The organism is Mesorhizobium sanjuanii, from assembly GCF_002529485.1.
Lineage (GTDB): Bacteria > Pseudomonadota > Alphaproteobacteria > Rhizobiales > Rhizobiaceae > Mesorhizobium > Mesorhizobium sanjuanii.
On sequence record NZ_NWQG01000260.1, the window covers coordinates 1 to 13,979 of the forward strand.

The following is a 13,979-nucleotide window of genomic DNA, read 5'->3' on the forward strand; positions in this document are numbered from 1 at the left end:
GGATCCCGGTCCTCCGAGCAGGCCGGCAAACTGCAGCCCGCCCGCCCCGGCCAGCGCAATGACGCCGCCGATGATGCCTGCGGCAATGCCGTTGATGCCGCCACGCTTCGGCTGCGCTGCCATGTCCGCGTTCCTCGTCTGGGTTGTTTTCGGCGCGTCTTCGGCGCTGCCGTCGCCTGTTCCACCGGCCCCGGCCTCACTGGTTTTGCCGGTCGCGTCATCGAAACCGTAGTCGAAGCCCTGTTTCGGCGGCGCGTCCGAGCCAGCCGGATAAGGAAGCTCCGATTCTCCGGAACTCTTTGTGCCGGCAGCCTCCTGCCGGGCCTGCGCCGCATCGGTGTGCTCCCACGGCTCGAGATCGGTCTGGTCGGCATGGACTGGCTCTTCGGGTACTTCCGGCTGCGACGCACTCGCCGCTTCCTCCGCCTTCGTCTCTTTGGTCATTGCCTTGGCCGCATCCTCCTCGACGATGCGCGAGACGGAGCCGGGCTCAAGTTCGATGGTCACCGGCTCGCGACGGCTTTTCGAATGTCGCATCTTCGGCGTCTTGACCATGCTTGGGCTCCGCAAAATCCGCTTCGGGATGGTTCAGGAAGGGTCTAGCACATCACCAAGCGGTGAAAAGGGGCGGTGTGATGACGCGGCTCAGCGCCGCTGCCGCAAAAGCGCTAGCAGCGCCTCTTCATCAGGCTTTTTTGCAATATGAATTCTTTCGCTGAAAATATCCCCCAACGCTGCGGCGATACGTCCCGACAAGGCAAGAAAGCGAGTTTTTTCAAAAAGATCGTGCAGCTCTGGTCGCTCGATCAGGGTCCGCACCGCTGCCGCTGCCTTGGCCGAATAAAGCAGGACCATCTCGACCGGCTGGCCGGCCAGCCGGTCGATGATATCAGCGTCTGGATAGTCCAGCGCGAGGGTGTCGTAGGTCTCGACGGCGCGGACATGCACCGCGGCCGCCTCGAGCCGCTCCTCGAAGGTGGCAAAGCGCACGCGGCCGCAGAGATAGGCGATCGTCTTGCCGGACAGGCTGCCCGCAAGCGCATCGGCCAGCGCTTCGGCATCTCCGGAACCTTCGCTGACGGACACAAACCCGGCCTCTCGCGCGGCCTGCGCCGTCCGTCTGCCGACGGCATGGCAAGGCAAGGCGGCGAGCGCCGCAATCAACGCCTTCGGCGCATGGCGCAGCGCATTGGCGCTGGTGACCGCAACGGCCACGGCATCGTCCGGAACGGCGCCGGCATCGACCGCAACCGTTTCGGTCAGCGGCAGCAGGATCGGCTGAAAACCCATGTCCCGTAAACGCCGTGCGGTGCGCGACGCGCCCGGTTCCGGTCTCGTTACCAGGACGCGGACCATGTCAGGCCCAGCCGTCGAAGAATTTCTCGCCGGCCTTGGTCCGCACCGTCCTGGCGGCGTCCGCACCGATCAGCGCTGCATCCCCGGCCGGACCTTGCGCCTTGACCTCATGCCAGTCCGTGCCATCCGGCGAGATGATCAATCCGGCGAAGGACAGGGTGCCGCCCGATATCATGGCATGGCCTGCGATCGGCGTGCGGCAGGACCCGTCGAGCGCCGCCAGGAAGGCGCGCTCGCAGGCCAGTGCCTGGCCGGTCGGTACGTCATGGATCGCCGCCAGCATCTTTTCCACATGGCGGTCGCCGATGCGGGTTTCAATGCCGATCGCGCCTTGTCCGGGCGCCGGTGGAAAGAGATCGAGCGGCATCAGGTCGGTGACGATATGCTCCAACCCGAGCCGCTTCAGCCCGGCATTGGCGAGGATGGTGGCGTCGGCGATACCCTCTTCCAGCTTGCGCAGCCGTGTCTGCACATTGCCGCGGAACATCACCACGTCGAGGTCCGGCCGCATCCGCCGGATCAGCGCCTGGCGCCTAAGCGACGACGAGCCAACCTTGGCGCCTTGCGGCAGGTCGGCAATCGCCTTCGCCGCCTTGCCGATGAAAGCATCGCGCGCATCCTCGCGCGGCAGGAAGGCGCTGAGTTCAAGCCCATCGGGCAACAGCGTCGGCATGTCCTTGGACGAATGCACGGCGATGTCGATGCGCCGCTCGAGCAGCGCTTCCTCGATCTCCTTGGTGAACAGGCCCTTGCCGCCGGCTTCCGACAGCGGCCGGTCCTGAATGCGGTCGCCGCTGGTCGAGATGACGACGATCTCGAACGCCTCAGCCGGCATGTCGTGCGCCGCCATCAGCCGCGCCTGCGTTTCCTGCGCCTGCGCCAGCGCCAGCGGGCTGCCGCGTGTTCCGATTTTCAAGGTTGTTTGCATGGCGCGCGGTCCGTGATAACCCCCGGGCAAGGAGGCCTTGCCGGGCTTTCTCCTAACGGGGAAAGGTCTGCTATTCAATCATTAGGACAGCGACGAATTGATCCGCGTTCTGGGCATTGAGACGAGTTGCGACGAGACCGCCGCCAGCGTGGTGACGCTGGAAGGCGATGCCGCGCCAAAAATCCTGTCCAATATCGTGCTCAGCCAGATCGAGGAACATGCCGCCTTCGGCGGCGTCGTGCCGGAGATCGCCGCGCGTGCCCATGTCGAGGCGCTGGACGGGATTATTGAAGCAGCACTTGCCGATTCGGGTGCAAAGCTCGCCGACATCGATGCCATCGCCGCGACCGCCGGTCCGGGCCTCGTCGGCGGGCTGATCGTCGGGCTGATGACGGCCAAGGCGATTGCCGCTGCGGCGCACAAGCCGCTGCTTGCCATCAACCACCTCGAGGGCCACGCGCTGACCGCCAGGCTGACCGATGGGCTCGAGTTCCCCTATCTCTTGCTGCTGGTGTCGGGCGGCCACACGCAGATCGTCGCGGTGCGCGGCGTCGGCGACTATCAGCGCTGGGCGACGACTATCGACGATGCGCTGGGCGAAGCCTTCGACAAGACGGCCAAGATGCTTGGCCTGCCCTATCCCGGCGGACCGAATGTCGAGAAGGCGGCAGCATCCGGCGATTCGACGCGTTTCACCTTCCCGCGCCCAATGAAGGGCTCGGCACAACCCGACTTCTCCTTTTCCGGACTGAAGACCGCCGTGCGCCAGGCTGCAAGGGCGATTGCCCCGCTGAGCGACCAGGACGTCGCCGACATCTGCGCCTCGTTCCAGGCGGCAGTCGCCGATGCGCTGGGCGACCGCGTTTCGCGAGCGCTTAGCCGGTTCCGTCAGGAGTTTCCGGGCAAGGCGGAGCCGGCGCTGGTCGTCGCCGGCGGCGTCGCCGCCAACCGTACGATCAAGGCAACGCTGGAAGCCCTGTGCGCCGAGGCCGGCTTTCAATTTGTCGCGCCGCCGCTGAAGCTCTGCACCGACAACGCCGCGATGATCGCCTGGGCCGGCATCGAAAGGCTGCGCGCCGGCATCGCGCAAGAAAACGCCACCGATTTCGTGCCGCGTTCGCGCTGGCCGCTGGACAGCGTCTCCGCCCCGATGATCGGTTCGGGCCGGCGCGGAGCCAAGGCATGACCAAGAGGGGCATGACCAAGGAGGGCATGACCGGCGGCGAGGATAGGGCGCCAAGCGGCTGGCGCGTCGCCGTGCTTGGCGGTGGCGCCTGGGGCACGGCGCTGGCGCTGGCCATGCTGCGCGCCGGCCATTTCGTCCGCCTCTATGCGCGCGATCCGCAGACCGTCGCCGCGATCGACCACGGCGAAAATCCGCGCTATCTGCCGGGTATTGCGATCGAGCCCGGCATCGTGGCGACCAGCGACATCAAGGCCTCGCTCGACGGCGCCGATTGCGTGTTGGCGGTGGCGCCGGCGCAGTCGCTGCGCGCCATGCTGGCAACAGCGAAAGACCATATGCCGCAAGGCGTCCCGTTGGTCCTCTGTGCCAAGGGCATCGAGCGCGACACCGGCGCACTGCTGTCGGCCATCGCCAGGGAGATCCTGCCCAACAATCCAGTCGCTGCTCTGTCGGGGCCAAGTTTCGCCACCGACGTCGCGCGCGGCCTGCCGACAGCAGTGGTGGTCGCCGCCAGCAACGCGGATCTGGCCGCCGACCTTGCCGCCCGCTTTTCGGCCGAGAATCTGCGCTGCTATTCGAGCGACGACCTGATCGGCGTCGAGATCGGCGGCGCGCTAAAGAATGTCTTTGCCATCGCCGCGGGTGCTGTCACAGGCGCCGGGCTCGGCGCCAGCGCCCAGGCCGCCATGGTGACGCGCGGCTTCGTCGAACTGCGCCGCATCGGCGCTGCCTTTGGAGCGAAACCGGAAACCTTGATGGGCCTTTCCGGCCTCGGCGACCTCTTGCTGACCTGCTCGTCCGCCCAGTCGCGCAATTTCGCCTACGGGCTGGCGCTGGGGCAGGGCAGGCCGCTTGCCGGGCTGCCCTTGGCCGAAGGCGTGCCGACGGCGGCGATCGCCGCCCGTATCGCCACAGAGCGCGGCATCGACGCGCCGATCATCACAGCCGTTGCTGCCATACTGGACGGCACAATTACCATAAGCCAGGCTGTGACGGCGCTGATGACCAGGCCGCTGAAGACCGAAACCGACATGTGATTTCTAATCTCGAACGATCCGGAGCAGGAAAAGATGCTGTTTGCGTGGATTTGCAAGGACAAGCCTGGAAAGCTGCAGGTGCGGCTTGATACACGGCCCGAACATGTTGCCTTCCTGGAAGGGCTGAATAGCGAGAAGAAACTGGCCTTCGCCGGTCCGTTCCTCGACGCCGATGGCAAACCGAATGGCAGCCTCGTCGTGGTCGAGGCGCCCGATCTGGCTACAGCGGAAGCCCTGTCGGCAGCCGATCCCTACGCCAAGGCCGGACTGTTCGAAAGCGTCGAAATCCGGCAGTGGAACTGGGTCTTCAACAAGCTGGCGGCTAGCTAAACGCACGGAGGAGCAAAATGAACTACTGGCTGTTCAAATCCGAGCCCTCGGTCTTCTCCTTCGAGGCGCTGAAGGCGAAGGGCAAGGCCGGCACGCAATGGGACGGCGTGCGCAACTATGCGGCGCGCAACAACATGAAGGCGATGCAGATCGGTGATCTCGGCTTCTTCTACCATTCCAACGAAGGGCTTAACGTCGTCGGCATCGCCGAGGTCTGCGCGCTGGCCCATCCCGACACCACCACTGACGATCCGCGCTGGGAATGCGTCGACATCCGCGCCTTCAAGGACGTGCCGAACCCGCCGACGCTGGAACAGGTCAAGGCCAATCCCAAGCTGGCCGAAATGGCGCTGGTCCGGCTCGGGCGGCTTTCCGTTCAGCCGGTGACGCCGGCCGAATGGAAAGAGGTCTGCCGCATGGGCGGCCTGTCACCCGCTCCGTGACGGCGCTGACGCCGGACAGCGCAAAAAAGTTCATCCTCGACAACACGGCGTTGATGGCGCCGCCGCATGTGCCGGAGATAGTCCTGCATCTGGCCGACGAGGCGCATGATCTTTGGCTGCGCACCGAGGATCAGCTGACCGAAATCGGCCTGCCGCCGCCCTTCTGGGCCTTTGCCTGGGCCGGCGGCCAGGGTCTTGCCCGCTATATCATCGACAATCCCGATACGGTGCGCGGCAAGCGTGTGCTCGACTTCGCTTCCGGCTCCGGCCTTGTCGCCATCGCAGCGGTGCAGGCCGGCGCGGCGGAGGTGATCGCCGCCGACATCGACCCGTTCTGCGCAACCGCGATCCGCCTCAATGGAGAAGCCAACGGCGCCGGGATAAATTTCCTCGGCACGGATTGCATCGGCACCGATGCCGGCTGGGATGTGGTTCTGGCCGGCGACGTCTTTTACGACAAGCCTTTCGCCGACAGGCTGATGCCGTGGTTCGCGGCTCTGAAAGCGCGCGGCGCCGAGATCCTCGTCGGCGACCCCGGCCGCGCCTATCTGCCGAAGGCCAGACTGGAACCGCTTGCCGTCTACGAGGTGGCGGTGACGCGGGCCCTGGAGGACGCCGAGGTCAAGCGCACCACCGTCTGGCGCCTTGCTTGACGGCAGCGCCGAACAGGCGTTCCATCGCGCATCGATTGTGAGAATGTCGTTGTCCCAAAACCGCTGGGCACCCTCGGTTCAAGACCGAGGGCATGCTTTTGGGCGACATGCTTGCGGGGAGGGAATTGCATGGATTTTTCAGCAGTGAACTGGCTGGCGGTGATCGTCGCCGCCGTGGTGGCGTGGCTGTTCGGCGCGGTCTGGTACATGGGGTTGAGCAAGCCGTGGCTGAAGGCCGCCAAGCTTGACCCGGCAACCATGAAGAAATCGCCGCTGCCTTTCGTCATCTCCTTCATCGCCGAGCTGTTGATGGCGCTTGTCACCGCCCTGATCGTCGGCGCGATGACCGGCGGCGAGCCGAGCCCCGTCGCCGGGCTCGTTTTCGGTTTCGTGCTGTGGCTTGGTTTCGTCGCCACGACGCTCTCCGTCAACCATCGCTATGAAGGCTTCGGCTGGGATCTGACCCTCATCGACGCCGGCCACTGGCTTGGCGTGCTGCTGCTCATCGGCGCTGTGATCGGCTGGTTCGGTGCGCCGGTGGTCGCGGGCTGAGCGCACTGACGTTGCTGCGAAATCAGCGGCCGATTGATCTCCGCTGTCTATAGCTCGTCCCAGTTCCGACGTGTCGGGTCCGGCTGCGGGTTGTGGACTTCGTTCAGGAGCCAATCCCTGAACGCCACGATCCTGGCATCATCGGCGGCTGCCTGCGGGTAAACCAGGTGATAGGCAAAGTCGGGCGCCACCTTGATGCCCAGCGCGAATGGCTGCACGAGCCGGCCTTCGGAGAGATCGTTCGCCACCATGGCGAAGTCGGCGAGCGCCACCGCATTGCCGTCAAGCGCGGCCTGCACCGCATCCGAGGAATTGCCGAACACGACCGTCCGGCTGTCGTCGAAATCGTCGACGCCGGCCGCCGCCATCCACATGCGCCAATTCGGCCAGGTCACGCCTTGCCGCGCCCATACGATATGGGCAAGCGTGTGTTGGAAGAGGTCGCGCGGCTCCTTCAGCGGCGGTCCCGCCTTGAGCAGCGCCGGACTGCAGACGGGAATGATGACGTTGTCGAACAGACGGTGACTGCAAAGCCCCTGATATTTCCCGGTGCCGAAGCGGATGCCGACATCGACGTCGTCACGCTCGAAATCGCGCACGTCATAGGTGATGTCGAAGCGCAGCTCGATATCGGGCTGGTGCCTGCGGAAATTGTCGACGCGCCGCATCAGCCATTTTGTCGCGAAGTGCGCATCGAGGGTCACTTTCAGTTGCGCCGTTCCGCGCGCCATCTTGTGCGCCCTTGAGACGGCCCGGCCGAGCAGGTCGAGCGCGTCGGCCGAGGCCTCGAACAGCACCGCGCCCGCCTCCGTCAGCCTGATGGTGCGGCTGGTGCGCGTGAACAGCACGATGCCAAGCTGGTCCTCGATTTCCTTGATCTGGTGGCTGACCGCCGCCGGCGTCAGGCCGAGTTCATCGGCGGCGCGGGTGAAATTGAGGTGCCGGGCCGCCGCCTCCAGCGTCCTCAGGGCACGCGTTCCCGGCAGCAAGCGGGCCATCAGCGCGGTATGATTTTTGGCAGGATCATCGCCTCCGATCCACAAATAAAACTTGATGATCTGGCAAAAACTACTCGTTTCCTTCTTAAATTTCAATCCGGCATGATGTGACCATCGAGAAACTATCAAACCGGATTTGACATCCGGATGGGATGGATCAGGTCATGTCACACATCGTTTTGAAGTCTTCTTTTGCCGAGCCAGTCTGGCTGCGCGCCGCAATTGAATGGTTCCGCCACGCCAAGATCGCGCTCAACCTTCCGCTGAAATCCAACCAACAACATGAAGATGTCGAGGACCTGTCGGATCGCCAACTGCGCGACATCGGCGCCGAACGCAAGGACGTCGCCCGCGCCATGGACCGGGAGCTGGGCCGGCTGGGATTGCTAGACATTGGCTGGCAAAAGCCGCGGAAATAGAAAGGCAGTAGGTAGTAGGCAGTAGGGAATAGGCTGTGGAAAAAGAGAATACTGCTATCCCCTACCGCCTACTGCCCTTCCCTACCTCACCACCTTCACCACGGTCCTGTCCGACAGCAGCGGCAGCAGCCGCGCCATCGTGCGTGCCGTCACCGCCACGCAACCCTGCGTCGGCGTGAAGCCGGGGCGCGCCAGATGGAAAAAGATGGCGCTGCCACGCCCGCGCCGGCGTGGCGCGATGTTCCAGTCGAGCACCAGACAGGCGTCATAAAGCCGGTCGGCGCGCCGCATCCGCTCATGGCTGGCGCCATAGGGGATCTTCACCGGGCGGTTGTAGTTGCGGTCGTCGGGCACTTCGCACCAGCCGAGGTCTGGCCCGATCGGCGCCATCGCCAGTCGGGTTTTGCGGGCGCCGGAAAAATGGTCTCCGCGAAAATATCCTGACAGGATCCGCATCTGGCCGAGCGGTGTAGCGCCGTCGCCTTCGCGCTTGCCGGCCGAGATGCCGCCGCGTCCCAGCGCGCATGGAAACACCAGTCCGCCGGCCTGCAGGAGCCCTTGGGCAGCATTGCCGGGCCTGGCACGCACGGTGAGCACGCGAAGCCCTTTTGGCAAAAATGCGCCGGCTGCATTGCGCTGCCGTTTTTTCTTGTATGATCGTGTCACGGAACAAATCACTGTGATCGGCTGTTGTGCCGGTCAACTTCAGCATAAACGGGGGGCGGTCAACTGAATTTTCTTTTCAAAACAACGGATTGATCCATGACCTCACGCACCATTCTGATCGTTGACGATGATGACGACCTGCGCGGCACACTCGTCGAGCAATTGTCCCTCTACGAGGAATTCGATGTCCTGCAGGAAGCAAACGCCGCCAAAGGCGTCGCCGCGGCGCGCGGCGGCCTCATCGATCTGCTCATCATGGATGTCGGCCTGCCCGACATGGATGGCCGGGAGGCGGTGAAGATACTGCGCAAGGGCGGCTACAAGGCGCCGATCATCATGCTGACCGGGCACGACACCGATTCCGACACGATTCTCGGTCTCGAAGCCGGCGCCAACGACTATGTGACGAAGCCGTTCCGTTTCGCCGTGCTTCTGGCCCGCATCCGCGCCCAGCTTCGCCAGCACGAGCAGAGCGAGGACGCCACCTTTTCGGTTGGCCCCTACACTTTCAAGCCAAGCCAGAAGCTTCTGATCGACCAGCGCGGCACCAAGGTTCGGCTGACCGAGAAGGAAGCCTCTATCATCAAATATCTCTACCGCGCCGACCAGAAGGTGGTGACGCGCGACGTGCTGCTCGAGGAAGTCTGGGGCTATAATTCCGGCGTCACCACGCACACGCTTGAAACCCACGTCTATCGGCTGCGCCAGAAGATCGAGCGCGATCCTTCCAATGCGGAAATTCTTGTGACAGAAAGCGGCGGCTACAAGCTGGTTCCTTAAACATTTCATCATCTATTAAGCGGTCGGGGCGAGGACTGCGTTCCGGTACGATCCTGAAACTGGAGGTGGTTCCGGGTCGAGCTCTAGAGGGAGGCGTCGGACTGTCGGTTCGGGGACATAGCTAGATGGCGCTGGATGACGACATTCGCATCCTGTCCACCGTAAGGCTCTTCGAGGACTTTACGGAGGAACAGTTGCGTCTGCTCGCCTTCGGCGCTGAAACCACCATGCTGCAGGCCGACCACAAGCTCTATCGCGAGGACGATGTGGCGGATTCCGCTTACATCGTGGTCAGCGGGCGCATCGTGCTCTATCGCGAGCAGAATGGCGACCGTGTCCCGATCGGCACGGCCGGCCCCGGCACGATGCTGAGCGAACTGGCGCTGATCGCCGACACCAACCGGCTGACCAGCGCATTCGCCGAAATCGATTCGGAAGTGCTGCGGCTCAGCCGCAAGATGTTCCACCGCATCCTGGAGGAATATCCCGATATCGCTGTGCATCTGCACCAGCGCATCTCCGAGGATTTCCAGGCGATGATCCGCCGCATCGAGAAACTGGCAACGCGTTTCGAGGGCTGAGCGGGCAAGTGGTGCGGAGTTTGTGAAACGTCGCTGGCGATCGCTGCCCGCGCTACTCTAAATCGAACCGTGCAATCACCGGCACATGGTCCGAGGGCCGGTCCCAGCCGCGCGCCGGCCGCAGGATCTCGTAGCCGGCAAAGTTCGGCACCAGGTTTGGCGACGACCAGACATGGTCCAGCCGCCGGCCGCGATCCGATGCTTCCCAATCCTGCGCGCGGTAGCTCCACCAGGTGTAAAGCTTCTGCTCATGCGGCACGTTGAGCCGCATCAGGTCGATCCAGTTGCCGGCCAGCCGCATCGCCTCGAAACTTTCGGTCTCGACCGGCGTGTGGCTGACCACCTTCAGGAGCTGCTTGTGCGACCAGACATCGTGCTCGAGCGGCGCGATGTTGAGATCGCCGACCAGGATCGAGCCGGAAACCTCGTCATGCTCGGCGCGAATGGCGTTCATTTCGGCGACGAAATCCAGCTTGTGCCTGAACTTGCGGTTGATCTCCGGATCGGGCTCGTCGCCGCCGGCCGGGACATAGAAATTATGGAGCAGGATCGCCTTGCCGCCGGCCCGCACCGTGACCGACAGATGCCGGCTGTCGTCGATCTCGCAGAAGCGGCGCTTTTCGACCACCTCGATCGGCCGGCGCGCCACGGTCGCCACGCCGTGGTAGCCTTTCTGGCCGTGGAAGGCGATGTGCTCGTAGCCGAGCTTGCGGAAGGCCTTTTCGGGAAACAGTTCGTCGGGAACCTTCGTTTCCTGCAGGCAAAGCACATCCGGCGCCCGCTCCTGAAGCAGGCGCTCGACGATCGGCATGCGCAGGCGGACGGAATTGATGTTCCAGGTGGCGACGGAGAAGGGCATGCGCAGCATCCAGCGGGCGACGCCGGAACCTGCCAGCCGCAGGCCTCAAAAACAAGCCGAGCCGCGCCCTGCACAGCGCGGCTCGCTTCTATCCACAGCTATCGAGATGCTCAGCGCGATTTGGTATTCAGCTCGCGGTTGGCCGTGTAGTCGATGGCGAACGTGTCGGGAGCGAAGTTGACGCCTTCCTTGACGTTGAAGATCATCACCGTCGTGTCCTTGCCTTGCGCGTCGGTGATGGTCCATTGGCGCAATTCGTAGGATTTCGGATCGAACATCATGGTGATCTTCGAATTGCCGAACACCGATTTGTCGGCGAGCTGAATGGTGGTCAGGTCGTTCTCTTCCTTGACGCTTTTGACGCGCCCGCCGGAGAGATCGATCCTGTTGTCGAGCAGCAGCTTGAGCGGCGTCTTCGACAGCGGGTAGAGGTCGGACGTCTTCAGCCTCTTGTTGAGGATGACCACCGATTGGCCGTCGGAAATCACCCTGAAATTCGACGCTCCGTCATAGTTGAACCGAATCTTGCCCGGCCGCTCCAGGAAGAACTTGCCGCCGGTCTGCTCGCCCTTGGGTCCGAACTGGACGAACTCGCCGCTCATCGATTTGACCGAGGAGAAGTGGTCGGCGATCTTCTGGGCCGACTGCGGCACCGCCGCTTGCGCCGAGGCCAGCAGCTGGAAACCCGGCACGACATTGATGGCAGCGGCGCCGGCGAGCACCAGGCCAAGGCCAAGCAGCTGGCGGCGGTTTGGGGCGAAGGATGAGTTGTTCATGCCGGTCACTCTCTTGTGGTTCCAGCGCATGACCCCGAAAATCGGATTTCGGAAAGGATCATGCGCGAATTAAATGTTGTCGATGTCCTGGACCCCCAGTTGGGCTTAAGTTTGGCGAATCGAACTGAGTTCGGTCGCTAGAACGCACCAGAAGGTCCAAAGGTTGCCCGGTCGGCCGAACCCGGATCAGAGACTGTTTGGTCCCAACAGTCTCAGAATTTGTCGTCCTCCGTTGGCACCAGGATCTCGCGCTTTCCAGCGTGGTTGGCCGGACCGACAATGCCTTCCTTCTCCATTTTCTCGATGATCGAGGCGGCGCGGTTGTAGCCGATGCCGAGCCGGCGCTGGATGTAGCTGGTCGAGGCCTTGCCGTCGCGCAGCACCACCGCGACCGCCTGGTCGTAAGGATCGTCGGAATCCTCGAAATTGCCGCCGCCACCGCCGCCAGATCCGCCCTTGCCCGACGGTTCGTCATCGTCCTCGTCGTCGTCCTCGGTGATGGCGTCGAGATATTCCGGCACGCCCTGCAGCTTCAGATGTGCGACGATCTTCTCGACCTCGTCATCGGACACGAAGGGGCCGTGCACGCGCTGGATGCGGCCACCGCCGGCCATGTAGAGCATGTCGCCCATGCCGAGCAGCTGCTCTGCGCCCTGCTCGCCGAGGATGGTGCGGCTGTCGATCTTCGACGTCACCTGGAAGGAGATGCGGGTCGGGAAATTGGCTTTGATCGTGCCGGTGATGACGTCGACCGAAGGCCGCTGCGTCGCCATGATGACATGGATGCCGGCAGCGCGCGCCATCTGCGCCAGGCGCTGCACGGCGCCTTCGATATCCTTGCCGGCGACCATCATCAGGTCGGCCATCTCGTCGATGATGACGACGATATAGGGCATCGGCTCGAGATCGAGGTTTTCCGTCTCGTAGATCGCCTCGCCGGTCTGGCGGTCGAAGCCGGTCTGCACCGTGCGCGAGATCTTCTCGCCTTTCTTGTCGGCCTGGCTGACGCGGGCGTTGAAGCCGTCGATGTTGCGCACGCCGACCTTCGACATTTTGCGGTAGCGATCCTCCATCTCGCGCACCGTCCATTTCAGCGCCACCACCGCCTTCTTGGGATCGGTGACGACGGGCGTCAAAAGATGCGGGATGCCGTCATAGACCGAGAGTTCCAGCATTTTCGGATCGATCATGATCAGCCGGCAGTCCTGCGGCGTCAGCCGGTAGAGCAGCGACAGGATCATGGTGTTGATGGCGACCGATTTGCCCGAGCCGGTGGTGCCGGCGACCAGCACATGCGGCATCTTGGCAATGTCCACGATAACCGCCTCGCCATTGATGGTCTTGCCGAGCGCCAGCGCCAGCTTGGCCTTGGTCGTCTCGAAATCGCGGCTGGCCATGATCTCCCTGAGATAGACGGTCTCGCGCTTGGCGTTCGGCAGTTCGATGCCGATGGCGTTGCGGCCGGGCACCACGGCGACGCGGCAGGCGATCGCGCTCATCGAGCGGGCGATGTCGTCGGACAGGCCGATGACCCGCGACGATTTGATGCCTGGCGCCGGCTCAAGCTCGTAGAGCGTGACCACCGGACCCGGGCGCACGGCGATGATCTCGCCCTTGACGCCGAAATCCTCCAGCACGCCTTCGAGCAGGCGGGCATTCTGCTCCAGCGCATCCTTGGACAGGCTGGCGTCACGCACGACATTCTTGGGCTCGGACAGGAAATGCAGCGACGGCATCTCGAACGTGTCCGAGCCGATCAGCGAGGTCTGCGCCTCGCGCTGGACGCGGGCGCCCGGAGCCGGGCGCGGCGCCGGCGCTTCGACGCGGGTCGCCGCGTCGGAGCGGAAGTTCTGCACCTTCGCATTGGGCGCGGCGCGGCGCTGGCCCGCCGGTTCCGGCGCAAAGTCCATATCCTCGTCATCGTTGAAGACATCGGCATCGTCGGGGTCGAGCGAGGCGCCGCGGTCGTTGACCATGGCGGCGAAGAATTCCGGTTCGACGCGGGCGCGGCCATCCGAGCTCATTCGTGCCTCGGCGAACTCGGCCGACTCGACCCGCTCGGCGGCACGCCGCCAGGCGCTGGGACGCGGTTCCATCTCGGGTTCGAAATCGTCATGCCCGCGGCGCCGTGCGGCGCGGCGGCGAAGATAGCCACGAAACGATAGCCACCAATGGGTTATGGCGCCAAGCGCCAGTATGCCTTCGTTGTCCTCGTCATCGTCGAAGAACAGCTCGTCCTCGCGGGGATCGGGCGCGGCCGGCTCATCCTCCATCACGGCAAAGCCGTTCTTGCGCGCAATCAGCGCCGAACCATAGGCAAACAGCCACAGTGCCGGCGCGGCCAGAAGCACGGCGATCACGCTGGCGATAAGGCCGGTCGGATAACCGCCGATGACCAGGCCGGGGATATGCAGC

The 13,979-nt window shown here is 64.0% G+C and carries 16 protein-coding genes and 1 pseudogene; 9 read left to right on the plus strand and 8 right to left on the minus strand.

The window, feature by feature from the left end:
* The 3 genes and pseudogenes from CN311_RS29910 to hemC all read right to left on the minus strand — a co-directional run.
* A pseudogene (locus tag CN311_RS29910) lies at window positions 1-555 on the minus strand (COG4223 family protein); the annotation flags it as partial.
* A 90-nt stretch (window positions 556-645) separates the two neighbouring features.
* Window positions 646-1,356, minus strand: coding sequence for a uroporphyrinogen-III synthase (locus tag CN311_RS29915; protein ID WP_097577191.1), 711 nt, complete (start codon window positions 1,354-1,356; stop codon window positions 646-648).
* 1 nt (window position 1,357) lies between these two features.
* The gene (gene hemC / locus CN311_RS29920) at window positions 1,358-2,284 is read right to left on the minus strand and encodes a hydroxymethylbilane synthase (RefSeq protein ID WP_097577192.1); all 927 of its coding nucleotides are present in this window, start codon (window positions 2,282-2,284) and stop codon (window positions 1,358-1,360) included.
* 100 nt (window positions 2,285-2,384) lie between these two features.
* On the opposite strand from hemC, the gene tsaD reads away from it, so the two are divergent.
* From tsaD to CN311_RS29950, 6 genes are all read left to right on the plus strand, one after another.
* A complete protein-coding gene (tsaD, locus tag CN311_RS29925; RefSeq protein ID WP_208866604.1) occupies window positions 2,385-3,470 on the plus strand; it encodes a tRNA (adenosine(37)-N6)-threonylcarbamoyltransferase complex transferase subunit TsaD in 1,086 nt (361 codons plus the stop codon).
* Entirely contained in the window at window positions 3,467-4,507 is a 1,041-nt protein-coding gene (locus CN311_RS29930; RefSeq protein ID WP_245440991.1) for an NAD(P)H-dependent glycerol-3-phosphate dehydrogenase, read from the plus strand. The genes tsaD and CN311_RS29930 overlap by 4 nt, the downstream gene beginning before the upstream one ends.
* Window positions 4,508-4,540: 33 nt before the next feature.
* A complete protein-coding gene (locus tag CN311_RS29935) occupies window positions 4,541-4,837 on the plus strand; it encodes a YciI-like protein (RefSeq protein WP_097577194.1) in 297 nt (98 codons plus the stop codon).
* Between the two features lie 17 nt (window positions 4,838-4,854).
* A complete protein-coding gene (locus CN311_RS29940) occupies window positions 4,855-5,280 on the plus strand; it encodes an EVE domain-containing protein (RefSeq protein ID WP_097577195.1) in 426 nt (141 codons plus the stop codon).
* Window positions 5,235-5,933, plus strand: coding sequence for a class I SAM-dependent methyltransferase (locus CN311_RS29945; RefSeq protein ID WP_208866603.1), 699 nt, complete (start codon window positions 5,235-5,237; stop codon window positions 5,931-5,933). Before CN311_RS29940 ends, CN311_RS29945 begins: the two co-directional genes overlap by 46 nt.
* 129 nt (window positions 5,934-6,062) lie before the next feature.
* Window positions 6,063-6,485: a DUF1761 domain-containing protein gene (locus CN311_RS29950; RefSeq protein WP_097577197.1), complete on the plus strand. Its 423-nt coding sequence runs from the start codon at window positions 6,063-6,065 to the stop codon at window positions 6,483-6,485.
* A 47-nt stretch (window positions 6,486-6,532) separates the two neighbouring features.
* Here the strand turns inward: CN311_RS29950 and gcvA are convergent, their stop codons facing one another.
* The gene (gcvA, locus tag CN311_RS29955) at window positions 6,533-7,483 is read right to left on the minus strand and encodes a transcriptional regulator GcvA (protein WP_097577203.1); all 951 of its coding nucleotides are present in this window, start codon (window positions 7,481-7,483) and stop codon (window positions 6,533-6,535) included.
* 164 nt (window positions 7,484-7,647) lie between these two features.
* Here gcvA and CN311_RS29960 point away from each other — a divergent pair, with 164 nt between their 5' ends.
* Window positions 7,648-7,902: a hypothetical protein gene (locus CN311_RS29960; RefSeq protein WP_097577204.1), complete on the plus strand. Its 255-nt coding sequence runs from the start codon at window positions 7,648-7,650 to the stop codon at window positions 7,900-7,902.
* An 81-nt stretch (window positions 7,903-7,983) separates the two neighbouring features.
* On the opposite strand, the gene CN311_RS29965 is transcribed toward CN311_RS29960, so the two are convergent.
* On the minus strand, window positions 7,984-8,517 hold the full coding sequence (locus tag CN311_RS29965; RefSeq protein WP_245440992.1) for a L,D-transpeptidase family protein: 534 nt from the start codon (window positions 8,515-8,517) through the stop codon (window positions 7,984-7,986).
* Between the two features lie 147 nt (window positions 8,518-8,664).
* On the opposite strand from CN311_RS29965, the gene CN311_RS29970 reads away from it, so the two are divergent.
* Together CN311_RS29970 and CN311_RS29975 are read left to right on the plus strand one after the other, a co-directional pair.
* On the plus strand, window positions 8,665-9,348 hold the full coding sequence (locus CN311_RS29970; RefSeq protein ID WP_097577199.1) for a response regulator transcription factor: 684 nt from the start codon (window positions 8,665-8,667) through the stop codon (window positions 9,346-9,348).
* A gap of 125 nt (window positions 9,349-9,473) precedes the next feature.
* Window positions 9,474-9,929 carry a Crp/Fnr family transcriptional regulator gene (locus CN311_RS29975; RefSeq protein WP_097577200.1) on the plus strand — a complete coding sequence of 152 codons (456 nt, stop codon included), beginning with the start codon at window positions 9,474-9,476 and terminating at the stop codon, window positions 9,927-9,929.
* 52 nt (window positions 9,930-9,981) lie between these two features.
* On the opposite strand, the gene CN311_RS29980 is transcribed toward CN311_RS29975, so the two are convergent.
* The 3 genes from CN311_RS29980 to CN311_RS29990 all read right to left on the minus strand — a co-directional run.
* A complete protein-coding gene (locus CN311_RS29980; protein WP_097577205.1) occupies window positions 9,982-10,788 on the minus strand; it encodes an exodeoxyribonuclease III in 807 nt (268 codons plus the stop codon).
* A 110-nt stretch (window positions 10,789-10,898) separates the two neighbouring features.
* Window positions 10,899-11,564, minus strand: a complete 666-nt coding sequence (locus CN311_RS29985; RefSeq protein ID WP_097577206.1) for an outer membrane lipoprotein carrier protein LolA — start codon at window positions 11,562-11,564, stop codon at window positions 10,899-10,901.
* A gap of 212 nt (window positions 11,565-11,776) precedes the next feature.
* Window positions 11,777-13,979 (minus strand): DNA translocase FtsK (locus CN311_RS29990; protein ID WP_097577201.1); only part of this gene is annotated, 2,203 nt, incomplete at its 5' end.

Bases quoted from the DNA above. Each gene is read 5' to 3' on its own strand.
- CN311_RS29975 (WP_097577200.1), top strand. From the start codon at position 9,474: ATGGCGCTGGATGACGACATTCGCATCCTGTCCACCGTAAGGCTCTTC.
- CN311_RS29960 (WP_097577204.1), top strand. From the start codon at position 7,648: ATGTCACACATCGTTTTGAAGTCTTCTTTTGCCGAGCCAGTCTGGCTG.
- CN311_RS29950 (WP_097577197.1), top strand. From the start codon at position 6,063: ATGGATTTTTCAGCAGTGAACTGGCTGGCGGTGATCGTCGCCGCCGTG.
- CN311_RS29930 (WP_245440991.1), top strand. From the start codon at position 3,467: ATGACCAAGAGGGGCATGACCAAGGAGGGCATGACCGGCGGCGAGGAT.
- CN311_RS29935 (WP_097577194.1), top strand. From the start codon at position 4,541: ATGCTGTTTGCGTGGATTTGCAAGGACAAGCCTGGAAAGCTGCAGGTG.
- CN311_RS29980 (WP_097577205.1), bottom strand. From the start codon at position 10,788: ATGCCCTTCTCCGTCGCCACCTGGAACATCAATTCCGTCCGCCTGCGC.
- gcvA (WP_097577203.1), bottom strand. From the start codon at position 7,483: ATGGCCCGCTTGCTGCCGGGAACGCGTGCCCTGAGGACGCTGGAGGCG.
- hemC (WP_097577192.1), bottom strand. From the start codon at position 2,284: ATGCAAACAACCTTGAAAATCGGAACACGCGGCAGCCCGCTGGCGCTG.
- CN311_RS29970 (WP_097577199.1), top strand. From the start codon at position 8,665: ATGACCTCACGCACCATTCTGATCGTTGACGATGATGACGACCTGCGC.
- CN311_RS29940 (WP_097577195.1), top strand. From the start codon at position 4,855: ATGAACTACTGGCTGTTCAAATCCGAGCCCTCGGTCTTCTCCTTCGAG.
- CN311_RS29945 (WP_208866603.1), top strand. From the start codon at position 5,235: ATGGAAAGAGGTCTGCCGCATGGGCGGCCTGTCACCCGCTCCGTGACG.
- CN311_RS29985 (WP_097577206.1), bottom strand. From the start codon at position 11,564: ATGAACAACTCATCCTTCGCCCCAAACCGCCGCCAGCTGCTTGGCCTT.
- CN311_RS29915 (WP_097577191.1), bottom strand. From the start codon at position 1,356: ATGGTCCGCGTCCTGGTAACGAGACCGGAACCGGGCGCGTCGCGCACC.